Below are 18944 nucleotides of genomic sequence, written 5' to 3' on the forward strand. Positions count from 1 at the left end.
GGGGGACGAAGCGATGAGGAGGAGTGGCCGATGAGTGAGCCGCTGCGTCGTGCCTGGTCGCAGGACCTCGACACCCCTACCCTCTACGAGCTGCTCAAGCTGAGGGTCGAGGTGTTCGTCGTCGAACAGGCCTGCCCCTACCCGGAGTTGGACGGGCGCGACCTGCTCGCCGAAACCCGGCACTTCTGGCTGGAATCCGCCGACGGCGAAGTCATCTGCACCCTGCGGCTGATGGAGGAGCACGCCGGGGGCACCAAGGCGTTCCGCATCGGTCGGCTGTGCACCAAACGCAGTGTGCGGGGTCAGGGCCACACCACCCGGCTGCTGCGCGCCGCGCTGGCCGAGGTCGGCGACTACCCGTGCCGGATCAACGCGCAGACGTATCTGGCCGACATGTATGCACAGCACGGGTTCGTCCGCGACGGTGAGGATTTCGTCGACGACGGGGTGCCGCACGTGCCGATGCTGCGGCCCGGTTCCGGTCTGGCCGAGCTGCCGTGAAGCCGTATCCCTTCAGCGCGATCGTCGGGCACGACCAGCTGCGGCTCGCCCTGCTGCTGTGTGCCGTGCGCCCGGACATCGGCGGAGCGCTCATCCGGGGCGAGAAGGGGACGGCCAAGTCGACCGCCGTGCGCGGGCTTGCCGCGCTGCTGTCCGCCGCGACCGGCGGTGCCGGCCTGGTCGAGATGCCGCTGGGCGCAACCGAAGACCGGGTGATCGGTTCGCTGGACCTGCAGCGGGTGCTGCGCGAGGGCGAGCACGCCTTCTCGCCCGGCCTGCTGGCGCGCGCCCACGGTGGCGTCCTCTACGTCGACGAGGTCAACCTGCTGCACGATCACCTGGTCGACGTGCTGCTCGACGCCGCGGCGATGGGACGGGTACACGTCGAACGCGACGGCATCTCCCATTCGCACGAGGCGCGGTTCGTGCTGATCGGCACGATGAACCCCGAGGAGGGCGAGCTGCGGCCGCAACTGCTGGATCGGTTCGGCCTGACCGTCGACGTGCACGCCTCCCGCGATGTCGACGTCCGCGTGCAGGTGATCCGGCAGCGGATGGCCTACGAGGCCGATCCCGACGCCTTCGCCGAGCGCTACGCCGACGCCGACGCCGAGCTGGCCCGGCGGATCGCGGCCGCGCGCTCCCTGGTCGGCGACGTGGTGTTGCCGGACAGCGAGTTACGCCGCATCGCGGCGCTGTGTGCCGCGTTCGACGTCGACGGCATGCGGGCCGACCTGGTGCTGGCCCGCACCGCGGTCGCCCACGCCGCCTGGCGCGGGGCGGTCACCGTCGAGGAACAGGACATCCGGATCGCGGCCGAGTTGGCGTTGCCGCACCGGCGCCGCCGCGACCCGTTCGACGACCCGGGCATCGAGCGCGAGCAACTCGACGCGGCGCTGGCGCAGGCCGGTGGCGAGGATCCCGAGCCGGACCCCGACCCGCCCGGCGGCGGTGCATCCGAGACTCCTGAGAATGCTGCGCCACAACAGGATTCGCGGTCGCAGCCGTCGCGGTCGCAGCCGTCGCGTCCGCAGCCGCCGCGGCCCAGCGCGCCGCCGTCGCAGACCTTCAGGACCCGCGCGCTGCGGATTCCGGGCGTCGGTACCGGCGCACCCGGGCGGCGATCGCGCGCCCGTAACGCCACCGGCGGCGTGATCGGGGCGACCGAGGCCGGCGACACCGGCTCCGGCGCGCGGGGGCTGCACCTGTTCGCCACGCTGCTGTCGGCCGCCGGGCACGGCGGCGGGGGACCGCTGCGCCCACGGCCCGACGACGTCCGCCTGGCCATCCGCGAAGGGCGCGAGGGCAATCTGGTGGTCTTCGTCGTCGACGCGTCCGGTTCGATGGCCGCACGGGATCGCATGGCCGCGGTCGGCGGCGCCGCGCTGTCCCTGCTGCGCGACGCCTACCAGCGCCGCGACAAGGTCGCGGTCATCACGTTCCGCCAGCGGGAGGCCAGGCTGGTGCTCCCGCCGACGTCGTCGGCGCACATCGCCGGACGGCGGCTGGCCCGGTTCGACACCGGCGGCAAGACCCCGCTGGCCGAGGGCCTGCTGGCCGCGCGCGAGCTGATCGTGCGGGAGCGGGCGCGCGACCGGACCCGGCGCGCCCTGGTCGTGGTGCTCACCGACGGGCGGGCCACGGGTGGGCCGGACCCGTTGGGCCGCACCCGGATCGCGGCGGCCCGGCTGGCCGCCGAGGGTGTGGCCGCGGTGGTCGTGGACTGCGAGACGTCCTATGTGCGGCTGGGTTTGGCCGGGCAGCTGGCCCGCCGGCTCGGCGCGCCGGCCGTGCGGCTCGAGCAGTTGCACGCCGATCATTTGACGCGGGCCGTGCGCGGCGCCGCCTGAACCGTCGGAAGGTAAGCGCCTCATGCCCCAGGGAACGCCCCTGCAAGTCCCCGACGACGGCCTGACCACGCGGGCCCGCCGCAACACCCCCGTGCTGGCGGTGCACACCGGCGCGGGCAAGGGAAAGTCCACCGCGGCGTTCGGGATGGCGCTGCGGGCGTGGAACGCCGGGCTGGACGTCGCCGTCTTCCAGTTCGTCAAGAGCGCCAAGTGGAAAGTGGGCGAGGAGGCGGCGTTTCAGCGGCTCGGCGAGCTGCACGAGAACCACGGGCTGGGCGGCGCCGTCGAGTGGCACAAGATGGGCGCGGGCTGGTCCTGGACGCGCAAGCTGGGCAGCGACGTCGACCACGCCGCCGCGGCGGCCGACGGATGGGCCGAGATCGCCCGGCGGCTGGCCGCCCAACGGCACGACTTCTATGTGCTCGACGAGTTCACCTACCCGCTGAAGTGGGGCTGGATCGACGTCGACGGCGTGGTCGATGCGCTGCTGAGCCGGCCCGGTTGTCAGCACGTGGTGATCACCGGGCGCGACGCCGCGCCGCGGCTTATCGAGGCCGCCGACCTGGTCACCGAGATGGCCAAGGTCAAGCACCCGATGGACGCGGGGCGCAAGGGCCAGAAGGGCATCGAGTGGTGAGCCCGCGCCCCCTTCCCCGCGAGCGTGCGCGTCTGCACGCCGACACGCCGCGCAGCACGGCATTCTGTGCACGCTCGCGGGCCGATCCGTGACCCCGGTACCGGCCGTCGTCATCGCCGCGCCCGCATCGGGCAGCGGAAAAACCACGGTGGCAACGGGTTTGATGGGCGCCCTGCGGCAGAACGGGCATCTCGTCGCCCCGTTCAAAGTAGGCCCGGACTTCATCGACCCCGGCTATCACGGCCTGGCCGCGGGCCGGCCCGGCCGCAACCTGGATCCGGTGCTGGTCGGGGAGCGGCTGATCGGGCCCCTGTACGCCCACGGCGCCGGCGGGGCGGACATCGCCGTGGTCGAGGGCGTCATGGGGCTGTTCGACGGGCGGATCGGCTCCGGCGCGACGACGCCGGCGGCCGGATCCACCGCCCACGTCGCCGGGCTGTTGGGCGCCCCGGTGGTCCTGGTGGTCGACGCGCGCGGCCAGAGCCACAGCATCGCGGCCCTGCTGCACGGGTTCGCGACGTTCCACACCGCGACCCGGGTCGCCGGGGTGATCCTCAACCGCGTCGGGTCGCCCCGGCACGAACAGGTGCTGCGCCAGGGCTGCGAGCAGGCCGGTGTGCCGGTGTTCGGGGCGATTCCGCGCACCGCCGAACTGGAGGTGCCGACGAGGTATCTGGGCCTGGTCACCGCCGTCGAGTACGGCCGGCGCGCGCAGGCCGCCGTCGAGGCGATGACCGGCCTGGTCGCCCGCCACGTCGACCTGGCGGCCGTCGTCGCGGCCGCCCGCGGTGGCGGCCCCGAGGGCCCGGCGTGGGATCCCGCGACGGCGGTGGGGGAGACGGGCGTCGAGCGCGCCGGGGCCGCCACCGTGGCGATGGCGGCGGGCAAGGCGTTCAGCTTCAGCTACACCGAGCACGCCGAGCTGCTGTGCGCCGCCGGCGCCGAGGTCGTCGAGTTCGACCCGCTCGTCGACCCGCTGCCCGACGGCACCGGCGCGGTGGTGCTGCCCGGCGGCTTCCCCGAACAGTTCACCGCCGAACTGTCCGCCAACGACCTCGTGCGCCGCCAGATCCGCGAGCTGGCCGGCGCCGGCGCGCCGGTGCACGCGGAATGCGCCGGGCTGATCTATCTGACCTCCGCGCTCGACGGGCACCCGATGTGCGGGGTGCTGGACGGGTCGGCGCGGTTCACGCCGCGCCTCACCCTGGCGTACCGCGACGCCGTCGCGGTGGCCGATTCGCCCCTCTACCGTGCGGGACGGCGGCTGGTCGGGCACGAATTCCACCGCACCGCGGTCGCCTACAGCCGCGACTACCCGCCGGCGTGGGCGTACCGGGGCGACGGCGTGGACAGCATGCGGGACGGGGCCGTGCACGCCGGCGTCCACGCGTCCTACCTGCACACCCATCCGGCCGCGGCACCGGACGCGATGGCGCGCTTCGTCGCCCACGCCGCCCGCCGCGCCCGGCTTCGCCGCGTCGGTGGTCGCCACTAGGCTTGCCGGGTGACCCAGACCGAGAACCCGTACCTGGTCGGATTGCGGCTGACCGGCAAGAGGGTCGTCGTGATCGGCGGCGGGTCCGTCGCACAGCGCCGGTTGCCCCTGCTCATCGCCAGCGGGGCGGACGTGCACGTCGTCTCCCGCACCGCCACTCCCGCCGTCGAGTCGATGAGCGGTGTCACGTTGTCCCTGCGGGACTACCGCGACGGGGATCTCGACGGCGCCTGGTACGCGATCGCGGCCACCGACGACCCGGAGGTCAACGCCGCCGTCGTCGCCGAGGCCGAGCGCCGCCAGACCTTCTGCGTCCGCGCCGATGTCGCCGTCGAGGGGACCGCGGTCACGCCGGCGTCCTTCAGCTACGCGGGACTGTCCGTCGGCGTGCTCGCCGGCGGGGAGCACCGCCGGTCCGCGGCGATCCGGTCGGCGATTCGCGAGGCGTTGCAGCAGGGCGTCATCACGGCCGAGAGCTCCGATGTCGTGCGCGGCGGCGTGGCGCTGGTCGGGGGCGGCCCGGGGGACCCCGAACTGATCACGGTGCGCGGCCGCCGGCTGCTCGCCCAGGCCGACGTGGTGGTCGCCGACCGGCTGGCGCCGCCGGAACTGCTCGCCGAGTTGTCGCCGCACGTGGAGGTCATCGACGCCGCCAAGATCCCGTACGGGCGGGCCATGGCCCAGGACGCGATCAACGACGTGATGATCGAACGGGCGCGGGCCGGCAGCTTCGTGGTCCGCCTCAAAGGCGGGGATCCCTTCGTGTTCGCGCGCGGCTACGAGGAGGTGCTCGCGTGCGCCGACGCCGGGATCCCGGTGACGGTGGTGCCGGGTGTGACAAGTGCCATAGGCGTGCCCGCGCTGGCGGGCGTCCCGGTCACCCATCGAGCGATAAATCATGAGTTCGTGGTGGTCAGCGGCCATCTGCCGCCCGGCCACCCCGAATCGTTAGTGAATTGGGACGCTTTGGCCGCATTGACCGGCACCATTGTTTTGCTGATGGCGGTCGAACGCATCGAACTCTTCGTCGACGCCCTGCTGAAAGGCGGCCGACCTGCGGATACGCCCGTCCTCGTCGTCCAGCACGGCACGACGGCGGCTCAGCAGACATGGCGGGCCAGCCTCGCCGACACGCCAGAGAAGATCCGCGCCGAGGGCGTCCGACCTCCCGCGATCATCGTTATCGGGGCCGTCGCCGCCTTCGGGGCTTTAAACGATTCTTAAGATTACTGTAAGGTAACCCATTATGACGGCTCTCAACGACTCCGAGCGAGCGGTCCGGAATTGGACATCCGCACGCCCCGATCGTCCGGCCCCGGCGCGCGCGACGCGTCCGGCAGAGACCGCCTCCACTCGCATCGGCCGGTATTACCCGACGTGGCTGCCTTCCCGCCGTTTCATCGCGGCCGTCATCGCGATCGGCGGCATGCAGTTGCTGGCGACCATGGACAGCACCGTGGCCATCGTCGCGCTGCCCAAGATCCAGAACGAGCTCAGCCTGTCCGACGCGGGCCGTAGCTGGGTGATCACCGCCTACGTGCTCACCTTCGGCGGCCTGATGTTGCTCGGCGGGCGTCTCGGCGACACCATCGGGCGCAAGCGCACCTTCATCGTCGGCGTCGCGCTGTTCACCATCTCCTCCGTCCTGTGCGCCGTGGCCTGGGACGACGCGACGCTGGTCATCGCGCGGCTCTCCCAGGGCGTCGGGTCGGCCATCGCGTCGCCGACCGGTCTGGCGCTGGTGGCGACGACCTTCCCGAAGGGGCCGGCGCGTAACTTCGCCACCGCGGTGTTCGCCGCGATGACCGCTGTCGGGTCGGTGATGGGCCTGGTGGTCGGCGGGGCGCTGACCGAACTGTCGTGGCGGCTGGCGTTCCTGGTGAACGTGCCGATCGGGCTGGTGATGATCTACCTGGCCCGCACCGCGCTGCGGGAGACCAACCGGGAACGGATGAAGCTCGACGCGGCGGGGGCCATGCTGGCCACCCTGGCGTGCACCGCCGCCGTCTTCACCTTCTCGATGGGCCCGGAGAAGGGCTGGATCTCGATCACCACCCTCGGGTCGGGCGCGGTGGCGATGGCCGCCGCCCTGGCGTTCGTCATCGTCGAGCGCACCGCCGAGAACCCCGTCGTCCCGTTCCGGCTTTTCCGCGACCGCAACCGGTTGGTCACCTTCATCGCGATCTTCCTGGCCGGGGGCGTCATGTTCACCCTCACGGTGTTGATCGGCCTCTACGTGCAGGACATCCTGGGCTACAGCGCGTTGCGCGCGGGCGTCGGCTTCATCCCGTTCGTGATCGCGATGGGCATCGGCCTGGGCGTCTCCTCGCAGCTGGTGTCGCGGTTCTCGCCGCGGGTCGTGACGATCGCCGGCGGCTACCTGCTCTTCCTCGCGATGCTGTACGGCTGGTGGTTCATGCACCGGGGCGCACCCTATTTCCCGAACCTGGTGATGCCGATCGTCATCGGGGGGATCGGCATCGGGATGGCGGTCGTCCCGCTGACCCTGTCGGCCATCGCCGGCGTGGGCTTCGACCAGATCGGTCCGGTATCGGCGATGACCTTGATGCTGCAGAGCCTGGGCGGGCCGCTGGTGCTGGCGGTCATCCAGGCCGTGATCACCTCGCGCACGCTGTACCTGGGCGGCTCCACCGGCCCGGTCAAGTTCATGAACGACGCCCAGTTGCGGGCCCTCGACCACGGCTACACCTACGGTCTGCTGTGGGTGGCCGGAGCCTCCATCATCGTCGGCGCGGCCGCGCTGTTCATCGGCTACACCCCTGAGCAGGTCGCCCACGCGCAGGAGGTCAAGGAAGCGATGGACGCCGGCCAGCTGTAGCGCCCCGCGTCGCCGCCGGCCCTCCCGCGCACACTAGGCTGGCGGCCTGTGATCACCCGGATGTCCGAGCTGTTCCTCCGCACCCTGCGTGATGATCCCGCCGAGGCCGAAGTCCCGAGCCACAAGCTGCTGATCCGCGCCGGATACGTGCGCCCCGTCGCGCCCGGGCTGTACAGCTGGCTGCCGCTGGGACTGCGGGTCCTGCGCAACATCGAACGCATCGTCCGCGAGGAGATGAACGCGATCGGCGGCCAGGAGATCCTGTTCCCGGCGCTGCTGCCACGCGCGCCGTACGAGACGACGAACCGCTGGACCGAGTACGGCGACAGCGTGTTCCGGCTGCAGGACCGCCGCGGCCACGACTACCTGCTGGGCCCGACCCACGAGGAGCTGTTCACCCTGACCGTCAAGGGCGAATACAACTCCTACAAAGACCTCCCGCTGGTGCTCTACCAGATCCAGAACAAGTACCGCGACGAGGCGCGGCCGCGGGCCGGGATCCTGCGCGTCCGGGAGTTCCTGATGAAGGACTCCTACTCCTTCGACGTCGACGACGCCGGGCTCGAGGCCGCCTACCGCGCGCACCGGGAGGCCTACCAGCGCGTCTTCGCGCGGCTGCGGGTGCGCTACGTCATCGTGTCCGCGACGTCGGGCGCGATGGGCGGCAGCGCCTCCGAGGAGTTCCTGGCCGAGAGCCCGGTCGGCGAGGACACCTTCGTGCGGTGCCTGGAGTCCGGTTACGCGGCCAACGTCGAGGCCGTGGTCACCCCCCGGCCCGAGCCGCTTCCCGCTGACGTCGTGGCCGGCCTGCCCGAGGCGCAGGTCCACGACACCGGCGACACCCCGACCATCGCGAGCCTGGTGGAGTGGGCCAACAACGCCGGCCTCGGCCGCACCGTCACCGCGGCCGACACCCTGAAGAACGTGCTGCTCAAGGTCCGCGAGCCCGGCGGCGACTGGGAGCTGCTGGCCATCGGGCTGCCCGGGGACCGCGAGGTCGACGAAAAGCGGCTGGGTGCGGCCCTCGAGCCCGCCGAGCATGCCATGCTCGACGACGCCGACTTCGCCAGGTACCCCTTCCTGGTGAAGGGCTACATAGGCCCGAAGGGTTTGTGCGACAACAAGGTTCGCTACTTGGTCGATCCGCGGGTGGTCGAGGGCACCAGCTGGATCACCGGGGCCGACGAGCCCGGGCGGCATGTCGTGGGCCTGGTGGCCGGCCGGGACTTCACCGCCGACGGCACCATCGAGGCCGCCGAGGTGCGCGACGGCGACCCGTCTCCCGACGGGGCGGGACAGCTGGTCTCCGCGCGGGGCATCGAAATCGGGCACATCTTCCAGCTCGGCCGCAAATACACCGACGCCTTCGCCCTCGACGTGCTCGGCGAGGACGGCAAGCCCGTGCGGGTGACGATGGGGTCCTACGGCATCGGGGTGTCGCGGCTGGTCGCCGTCATCGCCGAGCAGCACCACGACGAGCTGGGGCTGCGCTGGCCGTCGGCGGTGTCGCCTTTCGACGTCCACCTGGTGATCGCCAACAAGGACGAAGCGGCCCGGGCCGGAGCCACCGCGCTGGCCGCCGACCTCGACCGGCTGGGCGTCGAGGTGCTGCTCGACGACCGTCCGGCATCCCCCGGCGTGAAGTTCAAGGACGCCGAGTTGCTGGGGGTGCCCCGGGTCGTCGTCGTCGGGCGGGGCTGGGGAGACGGCGTGGTCGAGCTGCGCGACCGCTTCACGGGGCAGACCCGCGAGCTGGCCGCCGGAGAATCGCTGGCCGGCGAGATCGCGGCGGTGCTGAGGTCCTGAAGCCGCGGGCGGGAGCTATTCGTCCGCGCCCGGGAAGGCCGTCGTGATGGGCCAGGCGTTGAGCACCCGATTCCACCTGGAGGCCATCACCGCGCTCTGCGTCAGGGCCGTCGAGGCGAACGCGCGGTCGTCCGCCGTCTCGGCGCGCTCGACGACCACACGCCACGCGGTCGCGCAGTCGCTCTCCATCCGCACCGCCAGGCGGGCCGCGTCCGCCGGGCTGGCCACCACCATGGGCAACTGGTAGCCGGCCGCGGGGACCGGAGCGCTGACCTTGCGTGCGTCGAGCATCGCGATGACGTCGTCGCGGCGCTGGCGGTGCTCGGTCAGGCCGTCCACCACCAGGTTGTTGACGCCGGGCGGCGACAGTGCCGAGACGATGCCGTAGCCGTAGATGGTGGAGTGCTCGACGGCGAGCGCGTCGCACAGCGCCGCGTCGTCGCCGTTCTTGGCGGTGGGGCCGGCGGGCGCACGCTTCGGTGTCGTCACGGCGTCGTCCCCGCGGGGGCCAGGGCGACCGAGTAACTCGCGGTGCAGCTCGCGGCGATGGACGCGAGCAGCCCGGCCCGGTAGCCCGACGAGGTGGCCACCAGGCGGCCGGCGCTCTCGGCGGACGCGCGCAGCGACTCGACCACGTCGGACAACGGGGGCGGCGGCGGTGGGGGCGCCGCCTCGCCGGTCGGGCTGGGGCTGGTGGTCTCACTCGTCGTGCTCGAGGGCGCACCCAACTTGGCGGAGGCCCGCCAGATCTCCGTGGACAGGGCGCGCGCGTGCGCGGCGCGCTGGGTGGCGACCACGGACAGCGCCGCGGCGACCTGGGGTGGGTTGCCGACGGCGGCCGCGGCCGCGGCGGCGAGCGCACTGTCGTGCCGCGCCTGGTCCAACGGGCCCAGCAACTCTTCGACGGCGGGGGGCTTGGGTTTGGGCTCGCCGCAGGCGGATACCGCCACGCCCAGCGCGGCCAGGGCCGCGCCGCCGGCAAGCACGCCCCGCCTGTTGGTCACGGGTGATGCGCTAGGCACAGCAATATCCTGCCATTGGCACGAGGCTAACCGGTGTCAGGACCTTGACCAGGCGATCACGCCGTCATCCGCGATCCCTGGCGTATCGTTGAGACACGGTTCTCGGGGAACGGCGGCCGTCACCGTTCCACCGCGCCACTCGCCAGTTGACCGGACAACTCAAGATGAGGAGCTCGCCGTGACCACCGGGCTACCTTCGCAGACGCAGGTGATCGAGCTGCTCGGTGGGGAGTTCGCGCGCGCAGGCTTCGAGATCGAGGACGTGGTCATCGACACCCGGGCGCGCCCACCGCGGATCACGGTGGTCGCCGACGGCGACACCGCGCCGGACCTCGACACCATAGCGGCCCTGTCGCGTTCGGCGTCGGCGTTGCTGGACGCCCTGGACAGCGCGGGGGACCGCTATGTGCTCGAGGTCAGTTCGCCCGGGGTCGAGCGCCCGCTGACCAGCGCCAAACACTTTCGCCGCGCCCGCGGCCGCAAGGTCGAGGCGACGTTGTCCGGCGGCTCCCGGCTCACCGGCCGGGTCGGTGAGACCCGCGATGACACCGTTGCGCTGGTGGTGCGTGACGGCCGCAACCTCGCGGTCCGCGAGATCCCGCTCGCCGACATCGTGAACGCGGTGGTGCAGGTGGAGTTCTCCCCGCCGAGCCAGGCCGAGCTGGACCTGGCCACCAAAGATCTGGCCGGGACGGATCGGGCCCGCAGGACGGAGGCCGAAGCATGAACCGCGCCGGCGACGATGCAGAGCTGAGCGATGAAGAGGAGCGGCGCTGATGAACATCGACATGGCGGCGCTGCATGCCATCGAGGTGGACCGGGGCATCTCGGTCACCGAGCTGCTCGAGACGATCAAATCGGCGCTGCTCACCGCCTACCGGCACACCCAGGGCCACCAGAACGACGCGCGCATCGAGATCGACCGCAAAACCGGTGCCGTGCGGGTGATGGCCCGTGAGACCGACGAGGACGGCAACGTCATCAGCGAGTGGGACGACACCCCCGAGGGTTTCGGCCGCATCGCCGCCACCACCGCACGGCAGGTCATGCTGCAGCGCTTCCGCGACGCCGAGAACGAACGCACCTACGGCGAGTTCTCCACCCGGGAGGGCGAGATCGTCGCCGGGGTGATCCAGCGCGACACCCGGGCCAACGCCCGCGGCCTGGTGGTGGTCCGGATCGGCACCGAGACCAAGGCCTCCGAGGGCGTGATCCCGTCCGCCGAGCAGGTCCCGGGGGAGAGCTACGACCACGGCAACCGGGTGCGGTGCTATGTGGTCGGCGTGACCCGCGGGTCCCGCGAGCCGCTGATCACGCTGTCGCGGACCCATCCCAACCTGGTGCGCAAGCTGTTCTCCCTGGAGGTGCCCGAGATCGCCGACGGATCGGTGGACATCGTGGCGGTCGCCCGGGAGGCCGGCCATCGCTCCAAGATCGCGGTGCGGTCGATCGTTCCCGGCCTGAACGCCAAGGGCGCGTGCATCGGCCCGATGGGGCAGCGGGTCCGCAACGTGATGAGCGAGCTGTCCGGGGAGAAGATCGACATCATCGACTACGACGAGGACCCGGCCCGGTTCGTCGCCAACGCGCTGTCCCCGGCGAAGGTCGTCTCGGTGTCGATCATCGACCAAGCCGCCCGCGCCGCCCGCGTGGTGGTGCCCGACTTCCAGCTGTCGCTGGCCATCGGCAAGGAGGGGCAGAACGCGCGGCTGGCCGCCCGGCTCACCGGATGGCGCATCGACATCCGCGGGGATTCGCCGGTGCACGCCGAGGACCAACCCGATCCGGGTGCCAGCCGGGCGATCGGACGATCCGGCTAGGCCCGCCCGGAGGCGAAGGTAACGGTACGGCTGCGGGTGGTTCTGACCACGGGTTGGGTGACGCTAGACTGAGCCGTGATCCAGCGCAAGCCTTCGGCCGTGGCGCGCAGAAGCACTGATGGACCGGTGCGGACGTGCGTCGGCTGCCGGAAGCGAGAGTTGGCCGTCGACCTGCTTCGAGTGGTGGCTGTGTCCACGGGGAACGGTTCCTACGCCGTGACCGTTGACACGGGCAATAGCCTGCCGGGGCGGGGTGCGTGGCTGCATCCCGAACCGCAGTGCATCCAACAGGCGGTGCGGCGGCGAGCTTTCACCAGATCGCTGCGCATCGCCGGTTCACCGGACACCACCGCGGTGGTCGAGTACGCCAATGCACTCGGCCCCCCGGCAAACAGAACAGGTAGCAAGAACATGAGCACACCGTGAAGTCCCGATGACCATGCGTCATAGCTAAACCCGAGGCGCCGGCCTACGACTGTCGCGCCTCATAGACAGGAGATGTAGTGGCAGGTAAGGCCCGCGTACACGAGTTGGCCAAGGAACTCGGTGTCACCAGCAAGGAAGTTCTCGCCCGGCTGAACGAACAGGGCGAATTCGTCAAATCCGCGTCGTCGACCGTGGAGGCGCCGGTTGCCCGCCGGCTCCGGGAGTCCTTCGGCGGCGGTAAGCCGGCCCCCGACAAGGGCGCGGGCAAGGCGCCCGCCAAGGGCCCCGACAAATCCCTCGACCAGGCCCTCGACAAGGCGATCAGCAAGTCCGTCGGCAACGGCGCAGCCGCCCCGGCGCCCGCCAAGCCGGAGAGCCCCCCGGCGCCCGCGGCGCAGGCTCCGCAGGCCCCGCCCGCCGCAACCCCGCGGCCGGCGGCGCCGACCCCCGCACGCCCGTCGGCCCCGCCCCCCCAACCGGCACCGTCGGCGCCGGGGCAGCAACCCGGCCAGCCGGGGCCGCACCCCGGTGGTGCGACGCCGGGGCCGCGCCCCGGGCCCAAGCCCGGCGTGCGCACCCCGCGCGTCGGCAACAACCCGTTCTCCTCGGCTCAGCCCGTCGACCGGCCCATCCCGCGGCCGGCGGCGCCCCGCCCCGGGGCACCCCGGCCCGGAGCGCCCCGGCCGGGTGCTTCGCCCGGCAACATGCCCCCCCGTCCCGGCGGGGCCGCCGGTGGGCCCCGCCCACCGCGGACCGGGGCACCCCGGCCCGGAGGCGCTCGCCCCGGGGGCGGCCGCTCCGACGGTGGCGGCGGTAACTACCGCGGTGGTGGTGCCGGCGGTGGCGTCGGTGCCGCACCCGGCGCCGGCGGCGGTTTCCGCGGCCGCCCGGGTGGCGGCGGCGGTGGCGGCCGTCCCGGCCAGCGCGGCGGCGCGGCCGGCGCGTTCGGCCGTCCCGGCGGCGCGCCCCGGCGCGGCCGCAAGTCCAAGCGGGCGAAACGCGCCGAGTACGAGAACATGCAGGCGCCGGTCGTCGGCGGCGTGCGGCTGCCGCACGGCAACGGCGAGACGATCCGGCTGGCCCGCGGCGCATCGCTCTCCGACTTCGCCGAGAAGATCGACGCCAACCCGGCCGCGCTGGTGCAGGCGCTGTTCAACCTCGGGGAGATGGTGACGGCCACCCAGTCGGTGGGCGACGAGACGCTCGAGCTGCTGGGCAGCGAGATGAACTACAACGTTCAGGTCGTCAGCCCCGAGGACGAGGACCGCGAGCTGCTGGAGTCCTTCGATTTGACCTACGGCCAGGACGAGGGCGGCGAGGAGGACCTGCAGGTCCGGCCCCCCGTGGTCACCGTCATGGGCCACGTCGACCACGGTAAAACCCGGCTGCTGGACACGATCCGGCAGGCCAACGTCCGCGAGGGCGAGGCCGGAGGCATCACGCAGCACATCGGCGCCTACCAGGTGGCCGTCGAGCACGACGGCGTGCAGCGGCCGATCACCTTCATCGACACCCCGGGCCACGAGGCGTTCACCGCCATGCGGGCCCGCGGCGCCAAGGCCACCGACATCGCGATCGTGGTGGTGGCCGCCGACGACGGCGTCATGCCGCAGACGGTGGAGGCCATCAACCACGCGCAGGCCGCCGACGTGCCGATCGTGGTGGCGGTCAACAAGATCGACGTCGAGGGCGCCGACCCGGCCAAGATTCGCGCGCAGCTCACCGAATACGGTTTGGTGGCTGAGGAATTCGGCGGCGAGACGATGTTCGTCGACATCTCGGCCAAGCAGGGCACCAACATCGAGCAGTTGCTCGAGGCGGTGCTGCTGACGGCCGACGCCGCCCTGGACCTGCGGGCCAACCCCGAGATGGAGGCCCAGGGTGTGGCGATCGAGGCGCACCTGGACCGCGGTCGCGGGCCGGTGGCCACGGTGCTGGTGCAGCGCGGGACGCTGCGCGTGGGCGACTCGGTGGTGGCCGGCGACGCCTACGGCCGGGTCCGCCGCATGGTCGACGAGCACGGCGAGGACGTCGAGGAGGCGCTGCCGTCGCGTCCGGTGCAGGTCATCGGCTTCACGTCGGTGCCCGGGGCCGGTGACAACTTCCTCGTCGTCGACGAGGACCGCATCGCCCGCCAGATCGCCGACCGGCGCAGCGCGCGCAAGCGCAACGCCCTGGCCGCGCGCTCCCGCAAGCGGATCAGCCTGGAGGACCTGGACTCGGCGCTGAAGGAAACCAGCCAGCTGAACCTGATCCTCAAGGGCGACAACGCCGGTACCGTCGAGGCGCTGGAAGAGGCCCTGATGGCGATCCAGGTGGACGACGAGGTGGCGCTGCGCGTCATCGACCGCGGTGTCGGCGGCATCACCGAGACCAACGTCAACCTGGCGTCGGCGTCGGACGCGGTGATCATCGGCTTCAACGTGCGCGCCGAGGGCAAGGCCACCGAGCTCGCCAACCGCGAGGGCGTCGAGATCCGCTACTACTCGGTGATCTACCAGGCGATCGACGAGATCGAGCAGGCGCTGCGCGGGATGCTCAAGCCGATCTTCGAGGAGAAGGAGCTGGGCCGTGCCGAGATCCGGGCGATCTTCCGGTCCTCCAAGGTCGGCAACATCGCCGGCTGCATGATCACCTCCGGCGTGGTGCGCCGCAATGCCAAGGCCCGGCTGTTGCGCGACAACATCGTGGTCACCGACAAACTCGCGATCAGCTCGCTGCGCCGGGAGAAGGACGACGTGACCGAGGTCCGCGAGGGCTTCGAGTGCGGTATGACGCTCGGCTATTCCGACATCAAGGAAGGCGACATCATCGAGTCCTACGAGCTGGTGGAGAAGGAACGCACCTGACCACCGCCGACGATGCAGACCTGGTGATGCAGAACGAGTGATGAGGAGAAGGCGGTGAGACCATAATGGCGGATCCCGCACGGGCGCGCCGCCTGGCCAAACGGATCAACACCATCGTCGCCTCGGCGATCGAGTTCGAGATCAAGGACCCGGGGCTGGCCGGGGTGACGATCGTCGACACGAAGGTGACGGCGGACCTGCACGACGCGACCGTGTTCTACACCGTGATGGGGCCCACCCTGGACGACGAGCCGGACCACGACGCCGCCGCGGCCGCGCTGGAACGGGCCAGGGGCGCGCTGCGCACCATGGTCGGGGCGGGCACCGGGGTGCGTTTCACCCCCACGCTGACGTTCGCCCGGGACACCACGTCGGACACCGTGCAGCGGATGGACGAGTTGCTCGCCCGGGCGCGTGCCGCGGACGCCGATCTGGCGCGGGTCCGGGTGGGGGCCAAGCCCGCCGGCGAGGCCGATCCCTATCGCGACACCCGGTCGGACGGCGCCGCGGCCGGCGAGGACAGCGGTGAGGGCGATCGATCCCGGGACTGAGGTGGCCGTTGAGGTGATTGCCCCGTGCGCGGACGCACGGGGCCGCTGCGTGGACGCGCTCGGCGCGGCCGGGCTGCTGGCGGATGCCGCGGTGATCGCGGTGATCGCCCACGTCCATCCCGACGCCGACACGATCGGCGCCGGGCTGGCGCTGGCCCTGGCGCTGGACGCGCGCGGCAAGCGGGTCGAGGTCACCTTCGCCGCACCGGCCACGCTGCCGGAGTCGCTGGCCTCGCTGCCCGGATGTCACCTGCTGGTGGGCCCCGAGGCGATCCGAGCCGATGTCGATCTCGTGGTGACCGTCGACGTCCCGAGCGCGAAGAGGCTGGGTGGGTTGAGTGGACTGGCCATGTCGGCACCCGAGCTGCTGGTCATCGACCACCACGCCTCCAACGAGATGTTCGGCACCGCGAATTTCGTCGACTCGTCGGCGGATTCCACCACGATGATGATCGCCGACCTGTTCGACGCGTGGGACCAGCCGATCGGCCCCGACATCGCCCACTGCATCTACGCCGGGCTCACCACCGACACCGGGTCGTTCCGCTGGGCCAGCGCCCGCGCGCTGCGGCTGGCGGCCCGGCTGGTCGAGGTCGGCGTGGACAACGCCACGATCAGCCGGACGCTGATGGACACCCACCCGTTCGCGTGGCTGCCGCTGTTGTCGCGGGTGCTGGGCTCGGCGCGGTTGCTGCCCGATGCGGTCGGCGGCCGGGGGCTGGTGTATGCGGTCGTCGAGAACCGGGACTGGGTGTGCTCGCGGGCCGAGGAGGTCGAGAGCATCGTCGACATCGTGCGCACCACGCAGCAGGCCGAGGTGGCGGCGGTCTTCAAGGAGGTCGAGCCGCGGCGGTGGTCGGTGTCGATGCGGGCCAAGGACGTGGATCTGGTCGCGGTCGCGTCCGGCTTCGGCGGCGGGGGTCACCGGCTGGCGGCCGGCTACTCGACCGCGGGCCCGATCGACGACGTGGTGGCGTCGCTGCGCGCCGCGCTCGGCTGAGTCCGGCCCGGCTAGAACGCCCAGCTGCCGGAGCGCTGCAGAACGAACCCGTGGTCTCCGCTGGTGGTGTCCAGGCAGGCGACGAGGTTGTCGCCGCCCACGGCGCACGTCACGTTCAGGTACGACACCTTTTGGCCCAGACCCAACAGCTTGCCGCTCGAGGGCAGCGAGGCGGGGTTGCCGTCGCAGCCGCCGTAGGACATGCGGCTCAACTCGTAGCCGGGCCCCTTGAAGCTCACGGCTCCCACCACGCAGTCGCCCGGCCGGGGATGGCCGCTGCCGGGGAAGGGGACGTCGCTCATCCCCGGCATGTCGCCGGTGCACTTGATGTCCTGTGAGGGGCGCGGCGCGGGCGCCGGCCCGCCGTAGAAGTCGCACACCAGGTTGTGCGGGGTGGAGAAACTTATCCGGGGGGACGTGTGCGGGCCGGCCGTGGTGACGTAGCCGTCGGAGGGGACCGCGCTGAAATCGTCGAGGCTGGGAAATCCGGGCGGGGGCTGGGCGGCCGCCCGCGGTGCGGCCGCCACGATCGCGAATACCATCGCGGTGGCCGCCACCAGCGCCGGTGCGCCGTGCGCCCGCGCGGTGAGATCGACGACAGCACGCACCGATGCCTCCTGCGCTCCCGAACCTTTTCTGCGGTTGTTGGGATCGTATTGGCTTTTGTGGCCCCTGGCGATCACCGGCCGCCGCGGCTAGCGCACCTGGGCGCGCCCGCGCTGCAGCACCGCCTCGCGGTTGGCGGCGATGTCCTCGCCGGTGGTCCGGTATTGCCTGGCCGCCATGGCTTCCAGCCACAGGCCCGGGCTGGTCTGCTCCTCGTCGATCCGGTGGTAGGACGCCAGCAACGCCCGCACCGCGCCCTGGTTGTTGCCGACGATGGACGCCGCCACGGCCCGCGCGGTGCTCAGCAGCTGCTCGTGCGGCACCACCTCGGTCACCAGCCCGGCGCGCAGCGCGTCGGCGGCCGACAGGTAATCACCGGTCATGCTCATGCGCCGGGCCATCCCCACGCCCACCTTCTGCGGCAACCGCACGCTCAACCCCCACGTGGGGAGCAGGCCGACGCGGGCGTGCGTGTCGGCGAAGCGCGCGTGCTCCGAGGCGATCAGGATGTCGCAGTACAGCGCCAGCTCCAGCCCGCCGGTGACCGCGGCACCGTTGATCGCCCCGATCACCGGTTTGGTCATCGACGGCCACCGCGGCGAGATGTCGGGAAGCGCCGACCGCTCGCCGAGCTCCTTGAGGTCCAGGCCCGCGCAGAAGACGGGGTCGGCCCCGGTCACGATGACGACGTCGACGTCGGCGTCCGCCTCGGCGTCGGCCAGGGCCCCGAAGAACCGGTCCCGCAAGGCCGAGGACAGCGCATTGCGCGACTGCGGCCGGTTGAGGGTCAGGGTGCGCACCCGCTCGTCGGTACCGGTCAGCAGGATGTCGTCGCTCATGCGATCACCGTAGTCAGTGGCTTCCGGCGGCGATCGCGCAGACCCTGCCGGCCAGTAAACTGACATGATGACCAGAAACATGACCGCTACCGAGGTGAAGGCCAAGATCCTTGCGTTGCTTGACGAAGTGGCGGTAGGCGGGGAAATCGAGATCACAAAACACGGCCGTGCGATAGCCCGTCTAGTACCAGCGCCCGGATCCCATGCTCTCAAAGGTCGGTTGTCGGGAGTGGCGATGACGGCCGCCGACGAAGACCAACTCTTCACCACCGGGGCATCGTGGAACGCCTCATGACAACGGTGTTGCTCGACTCGCACGTGATCCATTGGTGGTCAGCCGAACCGGGCCGCCTCAGCAAGGTAGCCAGCCGGGCTGTCGAAGAGGCCGACGAACTTGCGGTCTCCGCGATCACATGGTTCGAGCTGGCTTGGCTCGCCGAGCACGAACGCATCCGACTGACGATTCCCATGCGTTCGTGGCTTCAGTTGCTCGCCGAGCATGTCCGCACTGCCAGCATCACCCCGTCGGTCGCCGCCACCGCGGTGTCGCTCCCGTCGTCGTTTCCCGGCGATCCGGCCGACCGGTTGATCTATGCCACCGCCGTCGAACATGGCTGGCGCCTGGTGACCAAAGACCGTCGCCTGCGCAGCCATCGGCATCCGCGCCCGGTCACGGTCTGGTAGGCGCAGGCCGCGCCTATCG

At 71.6% G+C, this 18944-nt stretch carries 19 protein-coding genes; 15 read left to right on the forward strand and 4 right to left on the reverse strand.

Annotated features, from left to right (window positions below):
- Positions 1 to 30: 30 nt before the first annotated feature.
- The 7 genes from ACJ512_RS09500 (at position 31) to ACJ512_RS09530 (ending at position 9128) form a co-directional block, all read left to right on the forward strand.
- Positions 31 to 501 carry a GNAT family N-acetyltransferase gene (locus ACJ512_RS09500; RefSeq protein WP_407688565.1) on the forward strand — a complete coding sequence of 157 codons (471 nt, stop codon included), beginning with the start codon at positions 31 to 33 and terminating at the stop codon, positions 499 to 501.
- A complete protein-coding gene (locus ACJ512_RS09505) occupies positions 498 to 2351 on the forward strand; it encodes a magnesium chelatase subunit D family protein (RefSeq protein WP_407688566.1) in 1854 nt (617 codons plus the stop codon). Before ACJ512_RS09500 ends, ACJ512_RS09505 begins: the two co-directional genes overlap by 4 nt.
- A gap of 22 nt (positions 2352 to 2373) precedes the next feature.
- Positions 2374 to 2988, forward strand: a complete 615-nt coding sequence (cobO, locus tag ACJ512_RS09510) for a cob(I)yrinic acid a,c-diamide adenosyltransferase (RefSeq protein ID WP_407688567.1) — start codon at positions 2374 to 2376, stop codon at positions 2986 to 2988.
- Between the two features lie 88 nt (positions 2989 to 3076).
- Complete coding sequence (locus tag ACJ512_RS09515) at positions 3077 to 4483, forward strand: cobyrinate a,c-diamide synthase (RefSeq protein ID WP_407688568.1); 1407 nt, start codon at positions 3077 to 3079, stop codon at positions 4481 to 4483.
- A 9-nt stretch (positions 4484 to 4492) separates the two neighbouring features.
- A complete protein-coding gene (gene cobA / locus ACJ512_RS09520) occupies positions 4493 to 5707 on the forward strand; it encodes a uroporphyrinogen-III C-methyltransferase (RefSeq protein WP_407688569.1) in 1215 nt (404 codons plus the stop codon).
- Between the two features lie 22 nt (positions 5708 to 5729).
- Positions 5730 to 7322 (forward strand): MFS transporter, encoded by a 1593-nt coding sequence (locus ACJ512_RS09525; RefSeq protein WP_407688570.1) that lies wholly within the window; start codon positions 5730 to 5732, stop codon positions 7320 to 7322.
- Between the two features lie 48 nt (positions 7323 to 7370).
- Positions 7371 to 9128 (forward strand): proline--tRNA ligase, encoded by a 1758-nt coding sequence (locus tag ACJ512_RS09530; protein WP_407688571.1) that lies wholly within the window; start codon positions 7371 to 7373, stop codon positions 9126 to 9128.
- A 15-nt stretch (positions 9129 to 9143) separates the two neighbouring features.
- Here the strand turns inward: ACJ512_RS09530 and ACJ512_RS09535 are convergent, their stop codons facing one another.
- Together ACJ512_RS09535 and ACJ512_RS09540 are read right to left on the reverse strand one after the other, a co-directional pair.
- Positions 9144 to 9617, reverse strand: a complete 474-nt coding sequence (locus ACJ512_RS09535) for a ferritin-like domain-containing protein (RefSeq protein ID WP_407688572.1) — start codon at positions 9615 to 9617, stop codon at positions 9144 to 9146.
- Positions 9614 to 10150 (reverse strand): hypothetical protein, encoded by a 537-nt coding sequence (locus tag ACJ512_RS09540; RefSeq protein WP_407688573.1) that lies wholly within the window; start codon positions 10148 to 10150, stop codon positions 9614 to 9616. Before ACJ512_RS09540 ends, ACJ512_RS09535 begins: the two co-directional genes overlap by 4 nt.
- A gap of 178 nt (positions 10151 to 10328) precedes the next feature.
- Between ACJ512_RS09540 and rimP the strand changes: the two genes are divergently transcribed.
- The 6 genes from rimP to ACJ512_RS09570 all read left to right on the forward strand — a co-directional run bounded on the left by rimP (position 10329) and on the right by ACJ512_RS09570 (position 16796).
- Complete coding sequence (rimP, locus tag ACJ512_RS09545; protein WP_407688574.1) at positions 10329 to 10877, forward strand: ribosome maturation factor RimP; 549 nt, start codon at positions 10329 to 10331, stop codon at positions 10875 to 10877.
- A 49-nt stretch (positions 10878 to 10926) separates the two neighbouring features.
- Entirely contained in the window at positions 10927 to 11970 is a 1044-nt protein-coding gene (gene nusA, locus ACJ512_RS09550) for a transcription termination factor NusA (protein WP_407688575.1), read from the forward strand.
- A gap of 159 nt (positions 11971 to 12129) precedes the next feature.
- A complete protein-coding gene (locus ACJ512_RS09555) occupies positions 12130 to 12396 on the forward strand; it encodes a YlxR family protein (protein WP_461480035.1) in 267 nt (88 codons plus the stop codon).
- A 77-nt stretch (positions 12397 to 12473) separates the two neighbouring features.
- Complete coding sequence (gene infB / locus ACJ512_RS09560; protein WP_461480036.1) at positions 12474 to 15245, forward strand: translation initiation factor IF-2; 2772 nt, start codon at positions 12474 to 12476, stop codon at positions 15243 to 15245.
- Between the two features lie 65 nt (positions 15246 to 15310).
- Positions 15311 to 15796: a 30S ribosome-binding factor RbfA gene (rbfA, locus tag ACJ512_RS09565; RefSeq protein ID WP_407688179.1), complete on the forward strand. Its 486-nt coding sequence runs from the start codon at positions 15311 to 15313 to the stop codon at positions 15794 to 15796.
- A gap of 1 nt (position 15797) precedes the next feature.
- A complete protein-coding gene (locus ACJ512_RS09570) occupies positions 15798 to 16796 on the forward strand; it encodes a DHH family phosphoesterase (RefSeq protein ID WP_407688183.1) in 999 nt (332 codons plus the stop codon).
- Positions 16797 to 16807: 11 nt separating this feature from the next.
- On the opposite strand, the gene ACJ512_RS09575 is transcribed toward ACJ512_RS09570, so the two are convergent.
- A complete protein-coding gene (locus ACJ512_RS09575) occupies positions 16808 to 17404 on the reverse strand; it encodes a hypothetical protein (protein ID WP_407688178.1) in 597 nt (198 codons plus the stop codon).
- Between the two features lie 87 nt (positions 17405 to 17491).
- Positions 17492 to 18241 (reverse strand): enoyl-CoA hydratase, encoded by a 750-nt coding sequence (locus tag ACJ512_RS09580; protein ID WP_407688177.1) that lies wholly within the window; start codon positions 18239 to 18241, stop codon positions 17492 to 17494.
- A 79-nt stretch (positions 18242 to 18320) separates the two neighbouring features.
- On the opposite strand from ACJ512_RS09580, the gene ACJ512_RS09585 reads away from it, so the two are divergent.
- Positions 18321 to 18536 (forward strand): type II toxin-antitoxin system Phd/YefM family antitoxin, encoded by a 216-nt coding sequence (locus tag ACJ512_RS09585; protein WP_369741672.1) that lies wholly within the window; start codon positions 18321 to 18323, stop codon positions 18534 to 18536.
- Positions 18533 to 18925, forward strand: coding sequence for a type II toxin-antitoxin system VapC family toxin (locus tag ACJ512_RS09590; RefSeq protein ID WP_407688182.1), 393 nt, complete (start codon positions 18533 to 18535; stop codon positions 18923 to 18925). Before ACJ512_RS09585 ends, ACJ512_RS09590 begins: the two co-directional genes overlap by 4 nt.
- The last annotated feature ends 19 nt before the right edge of the window (positions 18926 to 18944 follow it).

This window comes from Mycobacterium cajalii (assembly GCF_045809005.2).
Taxonomy (GTDB): Bacteria; Actinomycetota; Actinomycetes; order Mycobacteriales; family Mycobacteriaceae; genus Mycobacterium.